This window comes from Cupriavidus sp. NPDC089707, assembly GCF_044748965.1.
Classification (GTDB): domain Bacteria; phylum Pseudomonadota; class Gammaproteobacteria; order Burkholderiales; family Burkholderiaceae; genus Cupriavidus.
In genome coordinates this window covers 1-16417 of sequence record NZ_JBIVHB010000030.1, presented here as the reverse complement: position 1 = coordinate 16417, position 16417 = coordinate 1, and the positions used below count along the sequence as shown (strand labels likewise).

The window sequence follows — 16417 nt, the reverse complement described above, 5'->3', positions numbered from 1 at the left end:
TGTCGGACTATCTTTGACTACTGAGTTCCGAACTCTGTATACAGAGTTTAGTTGCGCGATTTCGCCCTGTAAGCTGGGGTATACGTTGAATCGGGGGGCCTTATTGAGTGATCAGTTCCTGGCTTTGTCGACCAGCGCAGACTGGCGAATCCACGGCATCATCTCGCGCAGCTTTTCGCCAACTATTTCGATCGGATGCGCTGCCGTCAGGCGCCGGCGGGATTGCAGAGTCGGGCCTCCGGCCTGGCTCTCAAGAATGAACGATTTCGCGTACTCGCCCGTTTGAATGGTTGCGAGCACGGCCTTCATGGCGGCACGGGTGTCATCGGTGACGATGCGCGGGCCGGTCAGGTATTCGCCAAACTCGGCGTTATTGGAGATGCCATAGTTCATCGTGCCGATGCCGCCCTCGTAGATCAGGTCGACGATCAGCTTGAGTTCGTGCAGGCACTCGAAGTAGGCCATCTCCGGGGCGTAGCCCGCTTCCACCAGCGTATCGAATCCGGCCTTGATCAGCTCCACCGTTCCGCCGCATAGCACCGCCTGTTCACCGAAGAGATCGGTCTCGGTCTCCTCCCGGAAATTGGTTTCGATCACGCCGGAACGGCCGCAGCCGATCGCCGTGGCATAGGCCAGCGCGATATCCCGTGCGCGGCCGGAGCGGTCTTGCGCGACGGCGATCAGGCCCGGGACGCCGCCGCCTTCCGCGTACGTCGCGCGTACCGTGTGACCCGGCGCCTTGGGCGCGATCATGACGACATCGAGGTCCGTGCGCGGTATCACCTGCCCATAGTGGATGTTGAAGCCGTGCGCGAATGCCAGCGTGGCGCCTGGACGCATGGCCGGTTCGATGACCTCCCGATAGACCCTGCCAATGGTCTCGTCGGGGATGAGAAGAATGACTAGGTCAGCGGCGGCGGCCGCTTTTTCCATCGTGGCGACCTGCAGGCCTGCGGAGGCCGCCTTTCGCCAGGACTCGCCCCCCTCGCGCAGCCCGACCACAACGTTGATGCCGCTGTCCTTCAGGTTCAGGGCATGGGCATGGCCCTGGGAGCCATATCCGATGACGGCGACCTGCTGGTTCCGCAGAAGTGACATATCAGCATCTTTATCGTAGAAAACTTTCATGGTCTGTTCCTGTCGATGACTATACTTTCAAATCTGAACTCTGTATTCAGAGTTCAGATTGTTGATGGCAAGGCCCAACAAAGTCAAGGAGGTTGTTGAAACCGGCACGATGGCATTGCATGGAGAGCGCCGTTCCACCAAAATGGATTGAATACAGAGTGCAAAGGGCAGTGCCATGGCAACCACTTTTCCAAAGATTCAATCCCGTCCCGACTTCGTGGACGAGGTGTACAAGATGCTTCTTGATGCCATCAGCGATGGTTCTCTGGCGCCTGGAACCCGCCTCACGCAGGAAGAAATTGCCGAGCAGATGCAGGTGTCGCGTTCTCCTGTCATTCAGGCGCTGAGGATTCTCAAGAAGGACGGTTTTGTTCAGGACGCGCCGGGGCGCGGTGTACTTGTCACGCCGCTGGACGCGGTCTCGATCGGGCATCTTTATGAAATCCGCGGTTCGCTTGACTCGCTGGCTGCGCGGCTCGCAGCACAGCGGCATTTCAAGGTCGATCCAAAGCTCATTGCGAACGGCCGGCGTGCGGCACAGGGCAGGGATGTGAAAGCCATGATCGATGCGGATATGGCCTTCCATCACGCCATCTACCGCGCGGCAGGCAATCCATTCCTGGAGCAGAGCGCCCAGAACTACTGGGTGCATCTGCGGCGGGCCATGGGAGCCGTTCTGCAATCCTCGGCCCAGCAACGCAAAACCATCTGGGACGAACACGAAGCGATTGCCGAAGCCATTGCGGCGGGCGATCCCGCCCGTGCCGCTGAACTCACTGACTTGCACACCACCCGCGCCAGGGAAAACCTGACCAGCCGCCTGGACGAGTATCTTGGCGACGCGCGCCAGACGGCATAGCCAGGTTCGCATCGGGCATTACCGGTTGTCCCGCCTGCCGATATTGACCAGGCGCGCAGGCACTGTGAACACCAGCAGGCCGCCAATCACCAGGCTTCCGGCCAGGACCAGCACGCCGTTGCCCGTCGTGCCGGTGTTCGTTTGCACCCAGCCGATGAGGTACGGGCTGATGACCCCGGAGATGCTGCCCACGGAATTCGCCAGCGCGATACCGGCCGCAGCGGCCGCGCCGCCGAGAATCGCCGGGGGCAGCGTCCAGAACTGCGAGATCGTGGTCATGATCCCCATCGTGGCAAGCGTCAGCGCCAGCATTGCCAAAGTCGTATTGTTTGCGTACGCGACACTGACGCATAGGCCGAGCGCACCGATTGCCCCAGGCAGGGCCAGATGCCAGCGCCGCTCACCGCGGGTATCCGAGCTTTGGCCCACCAGAATCATCGCAGCCGTCGCCGCGGCATAGGGAATTGCAGACAGCAAGCCAATGTCGAGGGGATCCGAGACGCCACTGGCCTTGACGATGCTTGGCAGCCAGAAGCTCACGCCATACAGCCCCATGGTGAAGAAGAAGTAGATCAGGCTGAGCAGCAGGATGCGGGGGTTGGTCAGCCCGTCCCGAACGGAATGCAGCGCATGCCCTTTGCTTTCCGCGGCAAGGTTCTTCTCGATCATCGTGCGCTGCTCGGCACTGAGCCATTTGGCATCCGCGACCTTGTCGTCCAGATAGTAGTAGGCAATGATGCCGACGAGCACGGTGGGCATACCCTCCAGCAGGAAGAGCCATTGCCATCCAGCCATGCCGTGCGCGCCGTGCATGGCGCTCATGATCCAGCCAGACAGCGGGCCGCCGATGACGCCAGACATGGGGATGCCGGTCAAGAACAGCGCGGTGACCTTGCTTCGGCGCGATGCCGGAAACCAATAGGTCAGGTAAAGCAGAATTGCCGGGATGAAGCCCGCTTCGGCCACGCCTAGCAGGAAGCGCATGATGTAGAAGCTTGTCGGGGTCTTCACAAACATCATGGCCGCGGAAATCAAGCCCCAGGTCACCATGATGCGTGCGATCCAGCGTCGGGCACCGACGCGCAGCAGGATCAGGTTGCTTGGCACTTCGAACAGAAGGTAGCCGACAAAGAAGATGCCTGCCCCAAGTCCGTAAACTGCGTCGCTCAGGCTCAGGTCCTGCATCATCTGCAGCTTGGCGTAGCCGACATTGATGCGGTCGAGGTACGCGCACATGTAGCAGAGGAACAGGAACGGCAATAGCCGCCACATGACCTTTGCATAGGTAGCCGATTCGGTGGCGACGTAAGGCGTCACCACGCTGGTTGTGGTTTGCATGGGGTGTCTCCTTGGGGCTGTATTTATCGATCTGGAGGGAAGCCGGCCCTGGCATTGCGCCAAGGTGGGTTGGGGCCGGTTGCCAAGTCCGCGCCGACGCGGACTCGGCGTGCGATGCCGGTGCTTAATCGAACATGTCTGGCTGGGTCACGCGCAGGTGGTCCCAGATCGGCTGGAAATGCAGCCAGCCGATGTAGTCGCTGCCGACGTGCTCGCGGCTGTAGCGGGCGCGCTCGGGCGTCACCAGGCGGGGCGTAATGCCCGTCGCCTCGATCATCAGTTGCTGCTTGCAGCAACGTTCCAGGGCGATGAACCAGAAGGCAGCCGCTTCGATGCTGTGGCGGCTCGCCGTGAGCAGGCCGTGATTCTGGTGAATGGCCGCCTTGACGCCCTTGAAGGCATTGGCCACCTTGTGGCCGCCTTTGACTTCGACGGCAACCTTGCCGGCCTCGTCGCCGATCACCACGTGATCCTCGTAGAAGGCCGCCGCGTCCTGCGTGATCGGGTCCAGTCCCTTGCCCAGCGAGGCAAACGCCGTGCCGTACTCGGTGTGTGCGTGGCACATGGCAACGATGTCCTGGTGCATCTCGTGCACCGCGGCGTGCAGCACGAAGCCGGCGCGATTGATGGCATAGTCGCCTTCGACCACACGGCCCTCGTGGTCGGCGCAGATGAGGTTCGAGATATTCACCTGTGCAAAGTGAACCGCCATCGGGTTGGTCCAGTACAACTCCGGATGCTCCGGGTCGCGCACCGTCAGGTGGCCGGCGAAGCCGTAGTCGAGACCTTCCAGCGCAAAGGCACGGCAGGCCGCGACCAGGCGCTCCTTGCGATGCTGACGCTCTTCGGCGGGCGTGGCGAATGTCGGGACGGAGGGATAGATCAACCCCATCTGTTCCGGCTGGTAGATGGAGGTGCGCTCCTTGTCGTTGAAGACCTGCGGGGCGCGCTCAAGTACTGCTGCCATGTCGACTCCTCGGTAGAAATGTGTAGGGACTGGTTGGTGTTCGCAAGACGCGCATTTCATGTGCGGAAGGCCTGCGGTACGCCTTCATAGTCGTCGCGAGGGAGTTGATTGACAAACGATGGGTGTTCATGAAAGCATGAACCACACTCATGTATAAAAGCTCTGCCATGAGACGTGTTCCAAACTTTGTACTGCTTCGCGCCTTCGAGGCGGCAGCGCGCCTGGAGAGCTTCACGCTCGCCGCCAGGGAGCTTCACCTGACGCAATCGGCGATCAGCCACCAGGTCAAGGAATTGGAGGAGTACTTCGGACGAAGGCTTTTTGACCGGCGCACGCGCCGCGTTGAGCTGACACCGGAAGGCAAGCGCCTGCAGGAAAGCCTGTCGCGTGTGTTCGATGTGATCGAGGCCGCCTGCAATGAGGTCGCGCTCGCGCCTCAGTCGCAAGTGCTTGCGGTCTACTGCGCGCCCAGTTTTGCCGTGAAGTGGCTCGGCCCTCGGTTGCCGCAGTTCATGCAGACGCATGGCGACATCACGATCCGGCTGTCGTCGGGGGCTGAAGCCATCGACCTGACGCACGCCCGCGAAGTGGACCTTGCCATTACCTATGGTTCAGCGCATTCCCGCGCGGGCCTGATCGTTCGACCCTTGGGAATGGAGCGCATCCTCCCGCTATGTTCGCCTTCGCTGATCGATGCAAACGAGCCCTTGCGCACGCAGATGGAAAAGCTCCCGCTGATTGATTCGCAACTGAGCCGGGTGACCTGGGCAGATTGGTTCGGTGCAAACGGCATGACCTGCCCGACGCGGCCGCGGGCGTCATTCGACCGGGGGGCGCTTGCCATCTCTGCAGCGGTCGACGGCATGGGCATCGCTTTGGAGAGCATCCGGTTGGCAGAGCGGGAGCTGTCAAAGGGCGACCTGATTGCACTGGGCGAGGAGGAGTTCGACCACGTTGCGCGCGAGACCCATTTCCTTTCTTACCGGCAGAACGAAGCGCATTTGCACAAGGTCAACGCATTCGTCCAGTGGCTGCTCGAACAGCTTGGCGTGCGAGATCGTCTGTAGCGCTTTCCTCAAGTTCATTTCCTCGAAGTGCCTTCGAGCCATCGAGCCATCGAGACCTGAAAGGTGCCATGAAACGCCACCTGGACGATTGGCAGAAAATGTACTGAGCACGGCTCCTTCGCTTCGTCGCGCCAAGAAGGCGCTGCTGGCCGACAGCGCTTCTTCTGACCGGCCGCACCGAGTCCCTCCGCTGCACCCCAGTCCCGCAAATTCCGCTTCCTGCAGCGCCGCACCGGGCTGGCAATGCCGGCCGCCTGACTGACAAATCCTGCCATTCCGTGCGACCGCGGCTGCGCATCGCGCGCGCGCCGTGCCACAGCCCTGCAAAGCAGGCAAGCATTGTCAGCAATTGGGCCGATTTGGGTAGCTGTCTTTGCGCGCCGCGCCACTACGATGCGGCAGACAAACAAGCGTGCGTCCGACACGGTGCGGCATGCACGGATAACCAGGGTGAGCAAGGAAGCATATGGCAATTGAAGGCTACAGCATGGGCACGCTCGGCGCATTCGTCGGCAAGGAACTCGGCGTTTCGGCGTGGTTGGAAGTGGACCAGGCGCGCATCGATGCATTCGCGCAATGCACCGGAGACCACCAGTGGATCCACGTGGACGTAGAGCGTGCGCGCAGGGAAAGCCCATTCGGCGGCACCATCGCGCATGGCTACCTCACGCTGTCGCTGCTGGCCGGGAAGATGGTCGACATGGGGGTGGTGCCAGCGGATGCGCGCGCCGCGGTCAACTATGGCGTGGAAAAGACGCGCTTCCTGGCGCCGGTGAAGGTTGGAGCGCGCGTGCGCAATCGCGTCAGGCTGATGTCGGCCGACAACAAGGGCGACGGCCGCGTGCTGCTGCGCACGGAAAACACGATGGAGATCGAGGGCGAAGCCAAGCCCGCCATGGTGGCCGAAGCGCTGGCGCTTGTCATGGCGTGAAGCGGCAACCGATGCAAGGAAGGAAGCAAGGAAGGAAGCAAGGAAGAGACAGGAGAAGCAGTATGACAAGTGCAGCCAACATGGAGGCGCCAACCGATTTTCTGGCAGGACCCAATCCCTTTGTCGGGATCCGTCCCGAGGACGTCATCACAGCCGCGCAGCAGATCGGCGCGCAGTGCGTGCGGGAGCCGGTGCTGGTACTCGAGCAGCAGGCCCAGCTCACCCATGACCTGGTCAGCGTGCTGGACGGCTCGGCACCCACGCCGTCGGCGCACGACCGCAGATTCAGCGACGATGCCTGGCGCGAGCATCCGCTGTTCCGCATGTCGCTGCAGGGCTACCAGGCGTGGCGAGACGCGCTCGAGGGCACGGTGCGGCGTTCGGTGATGGACCCGCGCAGCAAGCATCGCGCGCAATACTTCATGTCACTGCTGACCGACGCGCTGGCGCCGACCAACACGCTGGCGGGCAATCCGGCAGCGCTGCGCAAGACCTTCGAGTCATGCGGCATGAACCTGGTGAGCGGCCTGTTTAACCTGGCCAGCGACGCCCTGACCAACGGCGGCATGCCCACGCAGGTCGACAAGGACGCGTTCAGCGTCGGCAAGAACCTGGCTGCCACGCCTGGCGCGGTGGTGTTCCGCAACGAGGTGCTGGAATTGATCCAGTACGCGCCGACTACCGCGAAAGTGCATGCCCGGCCCCAGCTGATCGTGCCGCCGCAGGTCAACAAGTTCTACGTGTTCGACCTTGCGCCGGGCAAGAGCCTGGTCGAGTACATGCTGGGGCAGGGGCTGCAGGTGTTCGTGGTCAGCTGGCGCAATCCCACGGCGGCGCAGCGCGACTGGAACCTCGATACCTATGTCGGCGCGCTGGTCGAAGCGATTCATGCGATACGCGATATCACCGGCAGTGCCGATGTCAACCTGCATGGCGCGTGCTCCGGTGCAATGACGATGGCGGCGCTGCTGGGCTATTGCGCAGCCAGTGGCGAGAAGCTCGTGCATGCGGTCACGCTGATGGTGGCGGTGTTCGGCCTCGATGCCGAGTCGCAGCTCGGGCTGTTCAGCACGCCCGAGGCGGTCACTGCTGCGCGGCACGGCAGCGCCTCGCGCGGCGTGCTCGACGGCGAGACCCTGGGCCGCGTCTTTGCGTGGCTGCGGCCCAACGACCTGGTGTGGAACTACTGGGTCAACAACTACCTGCTCGGCAATGCCCCGCCGGCGTTCGACGTCCTCTACTGGAACAACGACACCACGCGCCTGCCGGCCGGCCTGCATGGCCAGTTCCTGGACATGCTGACGCTGAATCAGCTCGCCACGCCGGGCGCGCTCAACGTGCTCGGCCATGCCATTTCGCTGTCCGACGTGGACTGCGACAAGTACGTGCTGGCCGGCATGGCCGACCACATCACGCCATGGAAGGCGGTGTACCGCTCGGCGCAAGCGTTCGGCGGGCGCACTGAGTTTGTGCTCAGTTCCAGCGGCCACGTGCAGAGCCTGGTCAATCCGCCTGGCAATTCCAGGGCGAAGTATTTCCGCAATGGCACGCCGGATGCGGAGCCAGAAACCTGGCTGGAAGGCGCCACCGCCGAGCAGGGCTCGTGGTGGGAGCACTGGACCCAGTGGCTGAAGAAGCGCTCGGGCCCGAAGCGCAATGCGCCCGCCGAGCCCGGCAGCCTGCGCTTTGCCCCCTGTGGCGAAGCACCGGGCCGCTATGTGAGCGAGGCGTAGTGCGCCACCGCCGCAACACTGCAATCTGAATTCCCCAACCCCAACTGTCAGGAGATATCAAGATGGAATCGACCAACACCGCGGGCGCATCGGCCGCGCAGGCACCGCACAAGAAGCTGTTCGACTTCGTGCGAAACAACCGCCTGGATCCAGCCGCGATCCTGGAATCGCGCCGCAAGGACATCGAGGCGCTCGCCAGCGTCAACGTCATGCTGCTCGGTGGCCTGCAGTCGCTGGTGCGCCAGCAGGCCGAGTACCTGTGCGATGCCACCGCCGATCTGCAGGCGCTGTCGCGCGGCGGCCAGGCTGTCGATGGCAAGGCTCCCGCGAAGCTGGCGGAAGCCCTGCCGCGCTCGCTGCAGAAGGCCGTTGCCGGTGTGCGCGGCCTGACCGACACGCTGTACAAGGCGCAGGCGGACAGCATTTCGGTGGTCGGACGCCGCGTCGCCGAGAACGTTGAGGAGATGAAGGGGATCCTGCGCCCGAAACAATAAGTTGCGGCGGGCATGGCCGCGCGCCGGCCATGCCCCCCACGCAACCTATCCAGGACAAGCTGATGACAACAACAGACGCCGGCACGCATGCCGGCCAAGCGCTGCAGGTGCTGACCGTGGACCTGGACGGCCAGGTAGTGCGGGCCGGTATCCGGCCCGGCAGCGATGCAGGACCGCCGCTGCTGATCTTCAACGGCATCGGCGCCAACCTCGAACTCCTCGCCCCCTTTGTCGATGCCCTGCCGGGCATCGAGGTCATTCTTTTCGACGTTCCTGGCGCGGGCGGCTCGCCCGCGCCGACGATGCCCTACCGCTTCTCCAGTCTTTGCGTGCTGGCCGACCGCCTGCTGTCGCACCTTGGCTATACGAGCCAGGTCGATGTGCTGGGCGTGTCGTGGGGCGGGGCGCTGGCGCAGGAATTCGCTCGTCTTTATGGCTCGCGGTGCCGGCGCCTGGTGCTGGCGGCAACGTCACCCGGCGTGATCATGGTGCCGGGCAGAGTGTCGGTGCTCGCCAGGATGATCGGCGTGCGACGCTATACCGATCCGCACTACCTGCGCCGCGTCGGCGCGGACCTCTACGGCGGCGCCTTGCGCCACGATCCTTCCCTGCTCGACGAACACGGCCGGTACATGCAACCGCCTTCAGGGCGCGGCTATCTTTACCAGCTGCTGGCGGCATGGGGCTGGAGCAGCCTGCCGTGGCTGGGCGCGCTGCGGCAGCCCACGCTGGTCATGCACGGCACCGACGACCCGATCGTGCCGCCGGTCAATGCCAGGATCCTGGCGGCCCGCATCCCTGACTCGACGCTGCAGATGGTCGATGATGGCCACCTCTTCCTGGTGACCGGGCCGGAACATGCGGCCGGCATTGTCCACGGCTTCCTGCGCCGCATCACTACGCATCGGTAAACAGGTTCATCGCCGATCCTGCCCGCAGCTGCGTCAACCATGACCAATCCCGAGCATTTGCGATGCCTTTGTCAGGCTCCGCAAGGGCCCATGCAAACATCCCGTTCACCGGGCTTGCCAGAGGCTGAAGTCCGGTGCAATGATTGGCGCCATTTCCCGAAAATGAGAACGCATCATGGATCTGCGCAAGCTGCGCCATGTACTGGTACTGGCCGAAGAGCTGAATTTCGCGCGCGCCGCAATGTCGTTGCACCTGACACAGCCGGCGCTGAGCCGCAGCATTCGCGCGCTCGAGGACGAGCTAGGCTGCCAGCTGTTCGATCGGGACGGACAGGGTGTGCGGATCACGCCGGTAGGCCGGCAGGTGGCGGAGCGGGCGCGCGCACTGTTGATGGACGCCCGCAGTCTGCAGCAGGAGGTAGACATGATGCTGCGCCGCGAGGTGGGCCACGTGAGGATGGGGTCGGGCCCGCTGCCGCTCGCCGCCTTGCTGCCGCCCGTGATGGCGGAGTTGGCGCGCGAGCACCCGCGCCTGCGGGTCGAGATCGAAAACCACAGCGCCGCGGTCCTGATGCAGATGTTGCTCGATGGTGTGATCGAGTTCTTCGTCGCTGACCTGAGCGCGTTCGGAGAGGATAGCCGGATCGCCACACGACGGCTTGCCGAGGAAAACATCCGCGCCTATTGCCGCGCCAATCATCCGCTCGTGGGCCGACCGGTGGTGAGACCGAAGGACCTGCTCGATTACCCGATCCTCTCCGGCCGACGGCCGGCCGAGTCGGAGGATTCGCTGGCCAGGTACTTCGGCCTGGAAACGGCGCGCCCATTGCCCATGCACCTGATCAGCGACTTCGTTCCGCTCCTGATCAGTGTGACGCTTGAAAGCGACGCGGTGCTGCTAGCAGTCAATACGGCAGTCCGCGCGGAACTTGACGGCGGGTCGCTGGTGGCGCTCAATCTCTCGCCGCCGCTGGACCGGGTTTTCGACATCGGCATCGTCAGCCTGGCCGGCTGGACGCTGTCGCCCGCCGCGGAATGGTTGATCGAGCGGCTGCACAGTGTTGCGTCAAAAGCAGCTGACCGCCACTGTGCCTGACCGCAACGGTCGGGTGTGTCCCCATCGGTGAAATGGCGGTCGCTTGTGAGCCGCGGCACTGACCGCGCGCAAGCATCTTGGCGAATACCCCTTTATCACTTTTTTGCCGGCACGACATCGGGAGCATTCACGGCATCGAGCCCGTAGGAGCACGACTGTCGCACCGCCGCGTTTATCGCTGACTCGGCAAATTTCCTGATCCAACACGCGTACAAGGCCCTTGGCGCGACCCTAGGCTTCCCGACCTGTTCCAGGCAGCCGCGCCAATCAAACTCATTCCGGCGACGCGAAGGCACTCATCCTGAAAGAAGTGGTGGAGTCCCTGTGGCGCGACCAGGGGTGGGTTATCCCTAGGTCTTCAATGGTACTGGATTCGTTGACGTGATACCGGTGATCCTGTCCAATGGTACTTTTCGATAATCAGAAGTACCGATAGGGCAGGTGATCGATATCGAGCCAGTTGAGTAAGACGCGCCGCGAATCGGACGAATTCTTCCGGTCCGCGCCCCATCCCCACAGGCAACCACCGTGATCCTCGCCACCGGCGGCCGGGCACGACAAGCATCGGCGCGCCTGTCCCTGCGGCCCGCCCGCCATTGTTTTGCATGAATCGACCGATTACCTCATTTGGAGAGCAGGAAGATGGCAGACATAGTGACGACTTCAACGCCGCAAGGCGCCGCGCCGGCCACTGCGCACGGCGTGTCCAATGCTGCGTCGACCTACCAGCCTCGCAGGGCGTGGGCCATTGCCGGCTGGCTGACGGTGTTCTCGGCCATCAATTTCCTGGACAAGGTGGTGCTGGGCATGGTGGCCGTACCGCTGATGCGTGAACTGAACCTGAGCCCGACCGAGTTCGGCGTGATCGCGGGCAGCTTCTTCTGGCTGTTCTCGCTGTCCGCAGCGGTAGTCGGCTTTATCGGCAACCGCGTGCCGACGCGCTGGCTGCTGCTGGGCATGGCGGTGCTTTGGACGCTGGTGCAGTTCCCGGTGGCGCTGGCGTCCACCGCCGGGACGCTGCTGCTGTCGCGCGTGATCCTGGGTGCGGGCGAAGGGCCCGGCTTTCCCGTCTCGGTGCATGCGCTCTACAAGTGGTTTCCGCATGAGAAGCGCAACCTGCCGGTGTCGCTGATCAATCAGGGCGCGATTGTCGGCCTGCTGCTGGCGGGACTCGCCGTTCCGCTGATCACGCATCACTGGGGCTGGCGCGCGAATTTCATCGTGCTGTCCGCCGCGTCGGCGCTGTGGGCGGTAGGCTGGCTGTTCTACGGCCGCGAAGGCACGCTGCACACCGAAGCGACCCCCGCCGGCAATGCGCCTGCGCAGGAGCCGCGGCGCGTGCCGTACAGCCTGCTGCTGACCGATGCCACGGTGCTGTGCGGCTTCGTCACCGCGTTCGCTGCCTACTGTGGCCTGGCGCTGACGCTGACCTGGCTGCCGTCTTATCTCGAACGGGGCCTGGGTTTCGATGCGGCGCAGGCCGGCACCATGTTCGCCATCATTGTCGCGGCCGGCATGCCCGTCAGCATGGGCTTGAGCTGGTGTTCGCAGCGCATGCTGCGCGCCGGCGCATCATCGCGCACCGCGCGCGTGATGTTCGGCTGTGTCTGCGTGGGCGTCGGCGGTGTGGCGATGCTGCTGTTGCCGTTCGTGCCGTTGCCGCCTGTCGGCAAGGTCGCACTGCTGGCGGTATCGACCACGCTGCCGACGATTGCGGCTGCGCTGGGGCCGGCAGTTCTCGGCGAGATCGTGCCTGATTCCCAGCGCAGCGGGTTGATCGCGTTGGCCACTGCGGTGGCTACAAGCGCGGGCGCCATCGCGCCGGTGGTGATGGGTCGCCTGGTGCAGACACGGGCCAGCGCCGGCGCCGCGCATGGTTTCGAACTTGGCTTTGCCGTCTGCGGCGCGGTGATGGTGGCAGGCTGCCTGATCGGCATTGTGGGCCAGCATCCTAACCGCACCATCCGGCGCTTGCGCGGCTGAGTGGCCCGGCGATGCGCTCGAGACGCGGATTGTGCGGCGCCTCGAGGAAACCAATCGGTGAGTGGTCATTCCGAAGGCGCATGGACCGATGTGGGCAGGGCGTTCCGCGGAGCCCGCTCGGGCTCCGCGGCGAACGACCTAGTGCAGCCGCGTCCCTGCACCTAGCCATCGCTCGAGCCCGTGCGACAACGAGACCGCCAGCGCGCGCCGCCAGCCGTTGATCGAAAAAATATGCCGGCGATAGATCGCAAGGTGCAGCAAGGCGGCCAGGCGCCCTTCCACGTACCAGTCGGGAATGCCCTTTACCGTGGCCAGCGATCCGACGGCGCCGGCGCCGGCGAGCGAGATCACCGACCCATAGTCGCGGTAAAAGAACGGCCGCACGGGCTTGCCCGCCAAGTGCCGCGGAACTGCCGCCACCAGGTACAAGGCTTGCTGAAAAGCGACCTGCGCGCGTGTGGGAAGCTCCTTCGCGACATTGGTAGGCCGGCAGCTTGCGCAATCGCCTATGGCGAAAATATTCTCGTCGCCTACGCACAGTAGCATCGCATCCACGCACGCCTGGCCCTTGCCGTTGACTGCCAGGCCCATTGCCGCGACCTCGGCCGGCGCGGCAATGCCTGCGGCCCAGACGACGATATCGGCATTCAGCGGCTCATTGCCATTGAGCTTCAGGCCGTCCGGGGTGACGGCGGTTACGCGCTGGCCGGTCGCGATGCCGATGTTTTGCCTGGCAAGCTGCCGGGCGACGCGCGCCGCCAGCTCGCCATCCATTCCGGGCAAGATACTCGGGGCGGCTTCCAGCACAGTAATGTCCACGTCCTGGACTGGGTCGAGCTGATGCACGCCATAGCGGTTCAGCAGTCGCGAGGTTCGACGCAACTGAGCGGCAAGCTGGACGCCTGTCGCGCCGCCACCGACGATAGCGACCCGCACTTTTCCTACCGTTCCCAGGGAACTCTCCTGCTCGGACTTGGAGCGCAACGCGGCGTGCAGCCTGTCGCGCACACGCTCGGCGCTGCTGACGCTGTCCAGCGCTAGTGCATGTTCGCGTGCACCGGCCACGCCAAAGTACTCAGTGACACCGCCTATGGCGAGTATGAGCTTGTCGTATGCAATGACCTGCGGATCAGTGCCGGCGATTTCCGCGTTGCCGCCTGTATCCACGGAGACGGTGCGGAGCGCGCGATCCACCGAAACGAGGTTCCCCCGGATGAACTGGAAATGGTTGCGTTGCGCTTGCAGCGCGAGGGACGTGTGGTGAATGGTCGGTTCAACACTGCCTGCCGCTACTTCGTGCAGCAGCGGTTTCCACAGGTGCGTGGGGCTGCGGTCGACCAGGACCACCCTGGCGCGGCGGCGCTTCCCCAGCGCGCGGCCCAGCCCGATGGCGACTTGCAAACCGGCGGCGCCGCCGCCGACGATGACGATCGTTCTCATGAGAGCCTTTCGTGAGAAATCTGGGACTCAACCAACCGCGGATTCGGTCATGCCTGCGGTACGGGAATGCTCCGGCACATCAATCGTGATCCACGATGCATCGATGTTGTCGCGGGAGGGCACGGTCAGGTTGGCCTGCGCACCGAGCCGCACGGCTTGCATGCCGATACCGCGCGCAATCTCTTCGCAGTGCGCTGAAGCGGTAACGAGCAGGGCTTGGTGCGCCGGTATGGCAGTAGTACGCAGGATCAGGCGATATTGCTCGTCCTCTGCCTCATGGACGGGAATGGCATCGGCGGTGGCGACGATGGAGAATCGGTCGGCCCAGTCCTGTCCCAGCGCGCTTTCCATCGTGGCACATACCATTCGGGACGAAAGCATCGAGGCAAGCGCCAGGCGTCCGCCGGTACGGTCGGCATCCTCCATCCACGCCATCGCCCACCGCTCGATATCAAAATCGCCCGCCGCGCACGCGGCAATGAAGCCTTGCTCGCTGGCGAACATGCGGGCCTCGGCATGCGCGCGCGCCGACTCGCTTCTTGCGAGACGCACCTCATGGCGGCATCGGGTGAACGTGTCGGCCAGGGCCTTCGCCTGCGCTACTGCATGCCGATCGTCGCTGGCGTCCGCGCGCTCAGGGCGAGTGCAGTCCAAGCGGTCCCCGTGCTGGTCGCCATGCCACGACACGATGTCGTCTAGCGTCAGTACAAGCAGTTCAAGTGCCATTGCCTTCTCCTTATTGATGCCAATCCGCCAGGAATGGCTTGTTTTGCGCTTCGGTGATGGCCACTATACGGGGGCAGTTTCATACTGAAAAATTGGTAATTCAAAACAACTCATAGGCTTTTAAATATGCATCGAATCACCACGTTTCGGCAGCTGACTGCCATCGACGCCGTTGCGCGCCTGGGCGGTGTATCGCGCGCGGCCGAAGAGCTGCACCTGACCCAGCCAACTGTGTCACTGCAATTGCGGCTTTTGGAGCAGGCGACTGGCACGCCGCTTGTGCAAAGGATAGGGCGAGGCATGGCGCTGACCCCGGCAGGCGAAGTCATGGCGGGCTATGCCGGTCAGATCCTGCGCTTGTGGCGAGATGCGGTCGAGGAGGTGGCGGCGCTGAAGGGCGACCTTGCCGGCACGCTGCGGGTTGGCGCGATTACCACGGCTGAGTATCTGCTGCCGCCGATGCTGGTGGCGTTCACGGGAGAACGGCCCGAGGTGAAGATCAAGCTGAACGTGGGCAACCGCGAGGAGATCGTCCGCATGCTTGCCATGCATGAGATCGATCTCGCCATCATCGGCCGGCCGCCTACCGACCTGCGTACACACGCGACGCCGTTTGCCAAGCACCCGATGGCGTTCATCGCCGCGCCTGACCACCCTTTGATGGGGCGTAAGAACCTTACGCTGGAGGACCTGCTGGACGCCAACCTGCTGGTGCGGGAAAGAGGTTCTGGCACGCGCAACACGGTGGAACGGCTATTCCGGGAAGCGGGCCACCGCCTGCCAATCGGCTCCGAGTTGTCGAGCAACGCCGCCATCAAGCGCATGGTGGCGGCCAGGCTAGGGGTTGCGTTCCTGTCGCTGCATGCCTGCACGCTGGAGTTCCAGGCCGGGCTGATCGGACTCTTGCCGCTCAAGGACAACCCGATCGAGCGCGACTGGTATGTCCTGCACCTCCCCGGAGTGCGCATCCCCCGCGTTGCCATGGCATTCCGGTCGTTTCTCGTCGAGCACGGGCAGGCGGAGATCCACCGGCAGCTTGAGAGCTTTGACGCCATCATCGCCCGACTGCACGCACGTGCCGCGCGCCGGCGCGCTCGCGGGTCTGGTCATCGCAGTTGATCCAGCGGGCACGGTCAACGCCAGGCTTGCGCTCGCGTAGCAATGATGCTGCCCACGGTCGCAGGAGTGCCGCCGGCGCGGCCGCTCGCGGCAAGAGGGCGTCACTGGGGACGGCGCCCGATGACTACAAGTTATCGGGAATGACATCACTATGCATTGGACGCACCGTGCAAGCAGGTCAAGAATAGCCAGGAGCGAACAGAACAGGCTTTACGCCACAAAATGGAGACGAAGGGCATGTACAACCTCAAGCAGTTCTATATCGGTGGCCAGTGGGTCGCTCCGGCGAAGGAAGGCAGCATCATCGATATCGTCAACCCGGCCACCGAGGCGGTCATTGGCAAGCTCGCCATGGGCAGCGCCGAGGATGTGGAGCGTGCGGTCGACGCCGCCCGCGCGGCGTTCCCGGCCTGGTCCACGACGACGCGCGAGGAGCGCGCGGCAGTGCTCGGTCGCATCATTGAGTTGTACAGGGCGCGGATTGATGAGATCAGCACCGCGATTCGTGAAGAGATCGGTGCGCCGTTGTCGCTGAGCAAAGCCAGGCAGGCGCCGATGGGCCTGCAGTTGCTGGAATCGGCGGTCGAAGCGCTGCGGAAGATGGAGTTCGTTACCACGATCGGAA

General features: G+C 63.8%; 15 protein-coding genes. 10 read left to right on the top strand and 5 right to left on the bottom strand.

Annotated features, from left to right (window positions below; genetic code table 11):
- Nucleotides 1–111: 111 nt before the first annotated feature.
- On the bottom strand, nucleotides 112–1128 hold the full coding sequence (gene ilvC, locus ACIP1U_RS29280; protein WP_400322573.1) for a ketol-acid reductoisomerase: 1017 nt from the start codon (nucleotides 1126–1128) through the stop codon (nucleotides 112–114).
- Nucleotides 1129–1303: 175 nt separating this feature from the next.
- On the opposite strand from ilvC, the gene ACIP1U_RS29275 reads away from it, so the two are divergent.
- Nucleotides 1304–1987 carry a GntR family transcriptional regulator gene (locus tag ACIP1U_RS29275; protein ID WP_400322571.1) on the top strand — a complete coding sequence of 228 codons (684 nt, stop codon included), beginning with the start codon at nucleotides 1304–1306 and terminating at the stop codon, nucleotides 1985–1987.
- A gap of 18 nt (nucleotides 1988–2005) precedes the next feature.
- On the opposite strand, the gene ACIP1U_RS29270 is transcribed toward ACIP1U_RS29275, so the two are convergent.
- Both ACIP1U_RS29270 and ACIP1U_RS29265 read right to left on the bottom strand, forming a co-directional pair.
- Nucleotides 2006–3325, bottom strand: coding sequence for an MFS transporter (locus ACIP1U_RS29270; protein ID WP_400322569.1), 1320 nt, complete (start codon nucleotides 3323–3325; stop codon nucleotides 2006–2008).
- 124 nt (nucleotides 3326–3449) lie between these two features.
- Complete coding sequence (locus tag ACIP1U_RS29265; RefSeq protein WP_400322567.1) at nucleotides 3450–4292, bottom strand: class II aldolase/adducin family protein; 843 nt, start codon at nucleotides 4290–4292, stop codon at nucleotides 3450–3452.
- 167 nt (nucleotides 4293–4459) lie between these two features.
- Here ACIP1U_RS29265 and ACIP1U_RS29260 point away from each other — a divergent pair, with 167 nt between their 5' ends.
- From ACIP1U_RS29260 to ACIP1U_RS29230, 7 genes are all read left to right on the top strand, one after another.
- A complete protein-coding gene (locus ACIP1U_RS29260) occupies nucleotides 4460–5359 on the top strand; it encodes a LysR substrate-binding domain-containing protein (protein WP_400322565.1) in 900 nt (299 codons plus the stop codon).
- Between the two features lie 466 nt (nucleotides 5360–5825).
- Nucleotides 5826–6290 (top strand): MaoC family dehydratase, encoded by a 465-nt coding sequence (locus ACIP1U_RS29255; protein ID WP_400322563.1) that lies wholly within the window; start codon nucleotides 5826–5828, stop codon nucleotides 6288–6290.
- 62 nt (nucleotides 6291–6352) lie between these two features.
- On the top strand, nucleotides 6353–8023 hold the full coding sequence (locus tag ACIP1U_RS29250) for an alpha/beta fold hydrolase (protein ID WP_400322561.1): 1671 nt from the start codon (nucleotides 6353–6355) through the stop codon (nucleotides 8021–8023).
- 62 nt (nucleotides 8024–8085) lie between these two features.
- Nucleotides 8086–8517 (top strand): phasin family protein, encoded by a 432-nt coding sequence (locus tag ACIP1U_RS29245; RefSeq protein ID WP_400322559.1) that lies wholly within the window; start codon nucleotides 8086–8088, stop codon nucleotides 8515–8517.
- A gap of 62 nt (nucleotides 8518–8579) precedes the next feature.
- Nucleotides 8580–9428, top strand: coding sequence for a poly(3-hydroxyalkanoate) depolymerase (gene phaZ, locus ACIP1U_RS29240; protein ID WP_400322557.1), 849 nt, complete (start codon nucleotides 8580–8582; stop codon nucleotides 9426–9428).
- A 175-nt stretch (nucleotides 9429–9603) separates the two neighbouring features.
- Nucleotides 9604–10524 carry a LysR family transcriptional regulator gene (locus ACIP1U_RS29235; protein ID WP_400322555.1) on the top strand — a complete coding sequence of 307 codons (921 nt, stop codon included), beginning with the start codon at nucleotides 9604–9606 and terminating at the stop codon, nucleotides 10522–10524.
- 642 nt (nucleotides 10525–11166) lie between these two features.
- Complete coding sequence (locus ACIP1U_RS29230) at nucleotides 11167–12507, top strand: MFS transporter (RefSeq protein WP_400322554.1); 1341 nt, start codon at nucleotides 11167–11169, stop codon at nucleotides 12505–12507.
- A 138-nt stretch (nucleotides 12508–12645) separates the two neighbouring features.
- Here ACIP1U_RS29230 and ACIP1U_RS29225 read toward each other — a convergent pair whose 3' ends face one another.
- Complete coding sequence (locus tag ACIP1U_RS29225) at nucleotides 12646–13947, bottom strand: NAD(P)/FAD-dependent oxidoreductase (RefSeq protein ID WP_400322552.1); 1302 nt, start codon at nucleotides 13945–13947, stop codon at nucleotides 12646–12648.
- Between the two features lie 27 nt (nucleotides 13948–13974).
- Nucleotides 13975–14673: a hypothetical protein gene (locus ACIP1U_RS29220; RefSeq protein ID WP_400322551.1), complete on the bottom strand. Its 699-nt coding sequence runs from the start codon at nucleotides 14671–14673 to the stop codon at nucleotides 13975–13977.
- Between the two features lie 126 nt (nucleotides 14674–14799).
- Between ACIP1U_RS29220 and ACIP1U_RS29215 the strand changes: the two genes are divergently transcribed.
- Nucleotides 14800–15792 carry a LysR family transcriptional regulator gene (locus tag ACIP1U_RS29215; protein ID WP_400322549.1) on the top strand — a complete coding sequence of 331 codons (993 nt, stop codon included), beginning with the start codon at nucleotides 14800–14802 and terminating at the stop codon, nucleotides 15790–15792.
- A gap of 237 nt (nucleotides 15793–16029) precedes the next feature.
- On the top strand, nucleotides 16030–16417 hold a 388-nt coding region (locus tag ACIP1U_RS29210), incomplete at its 3' end, for an aldehyde dehydrogenase family protein (RefSeq protein ID WP_400322547.1).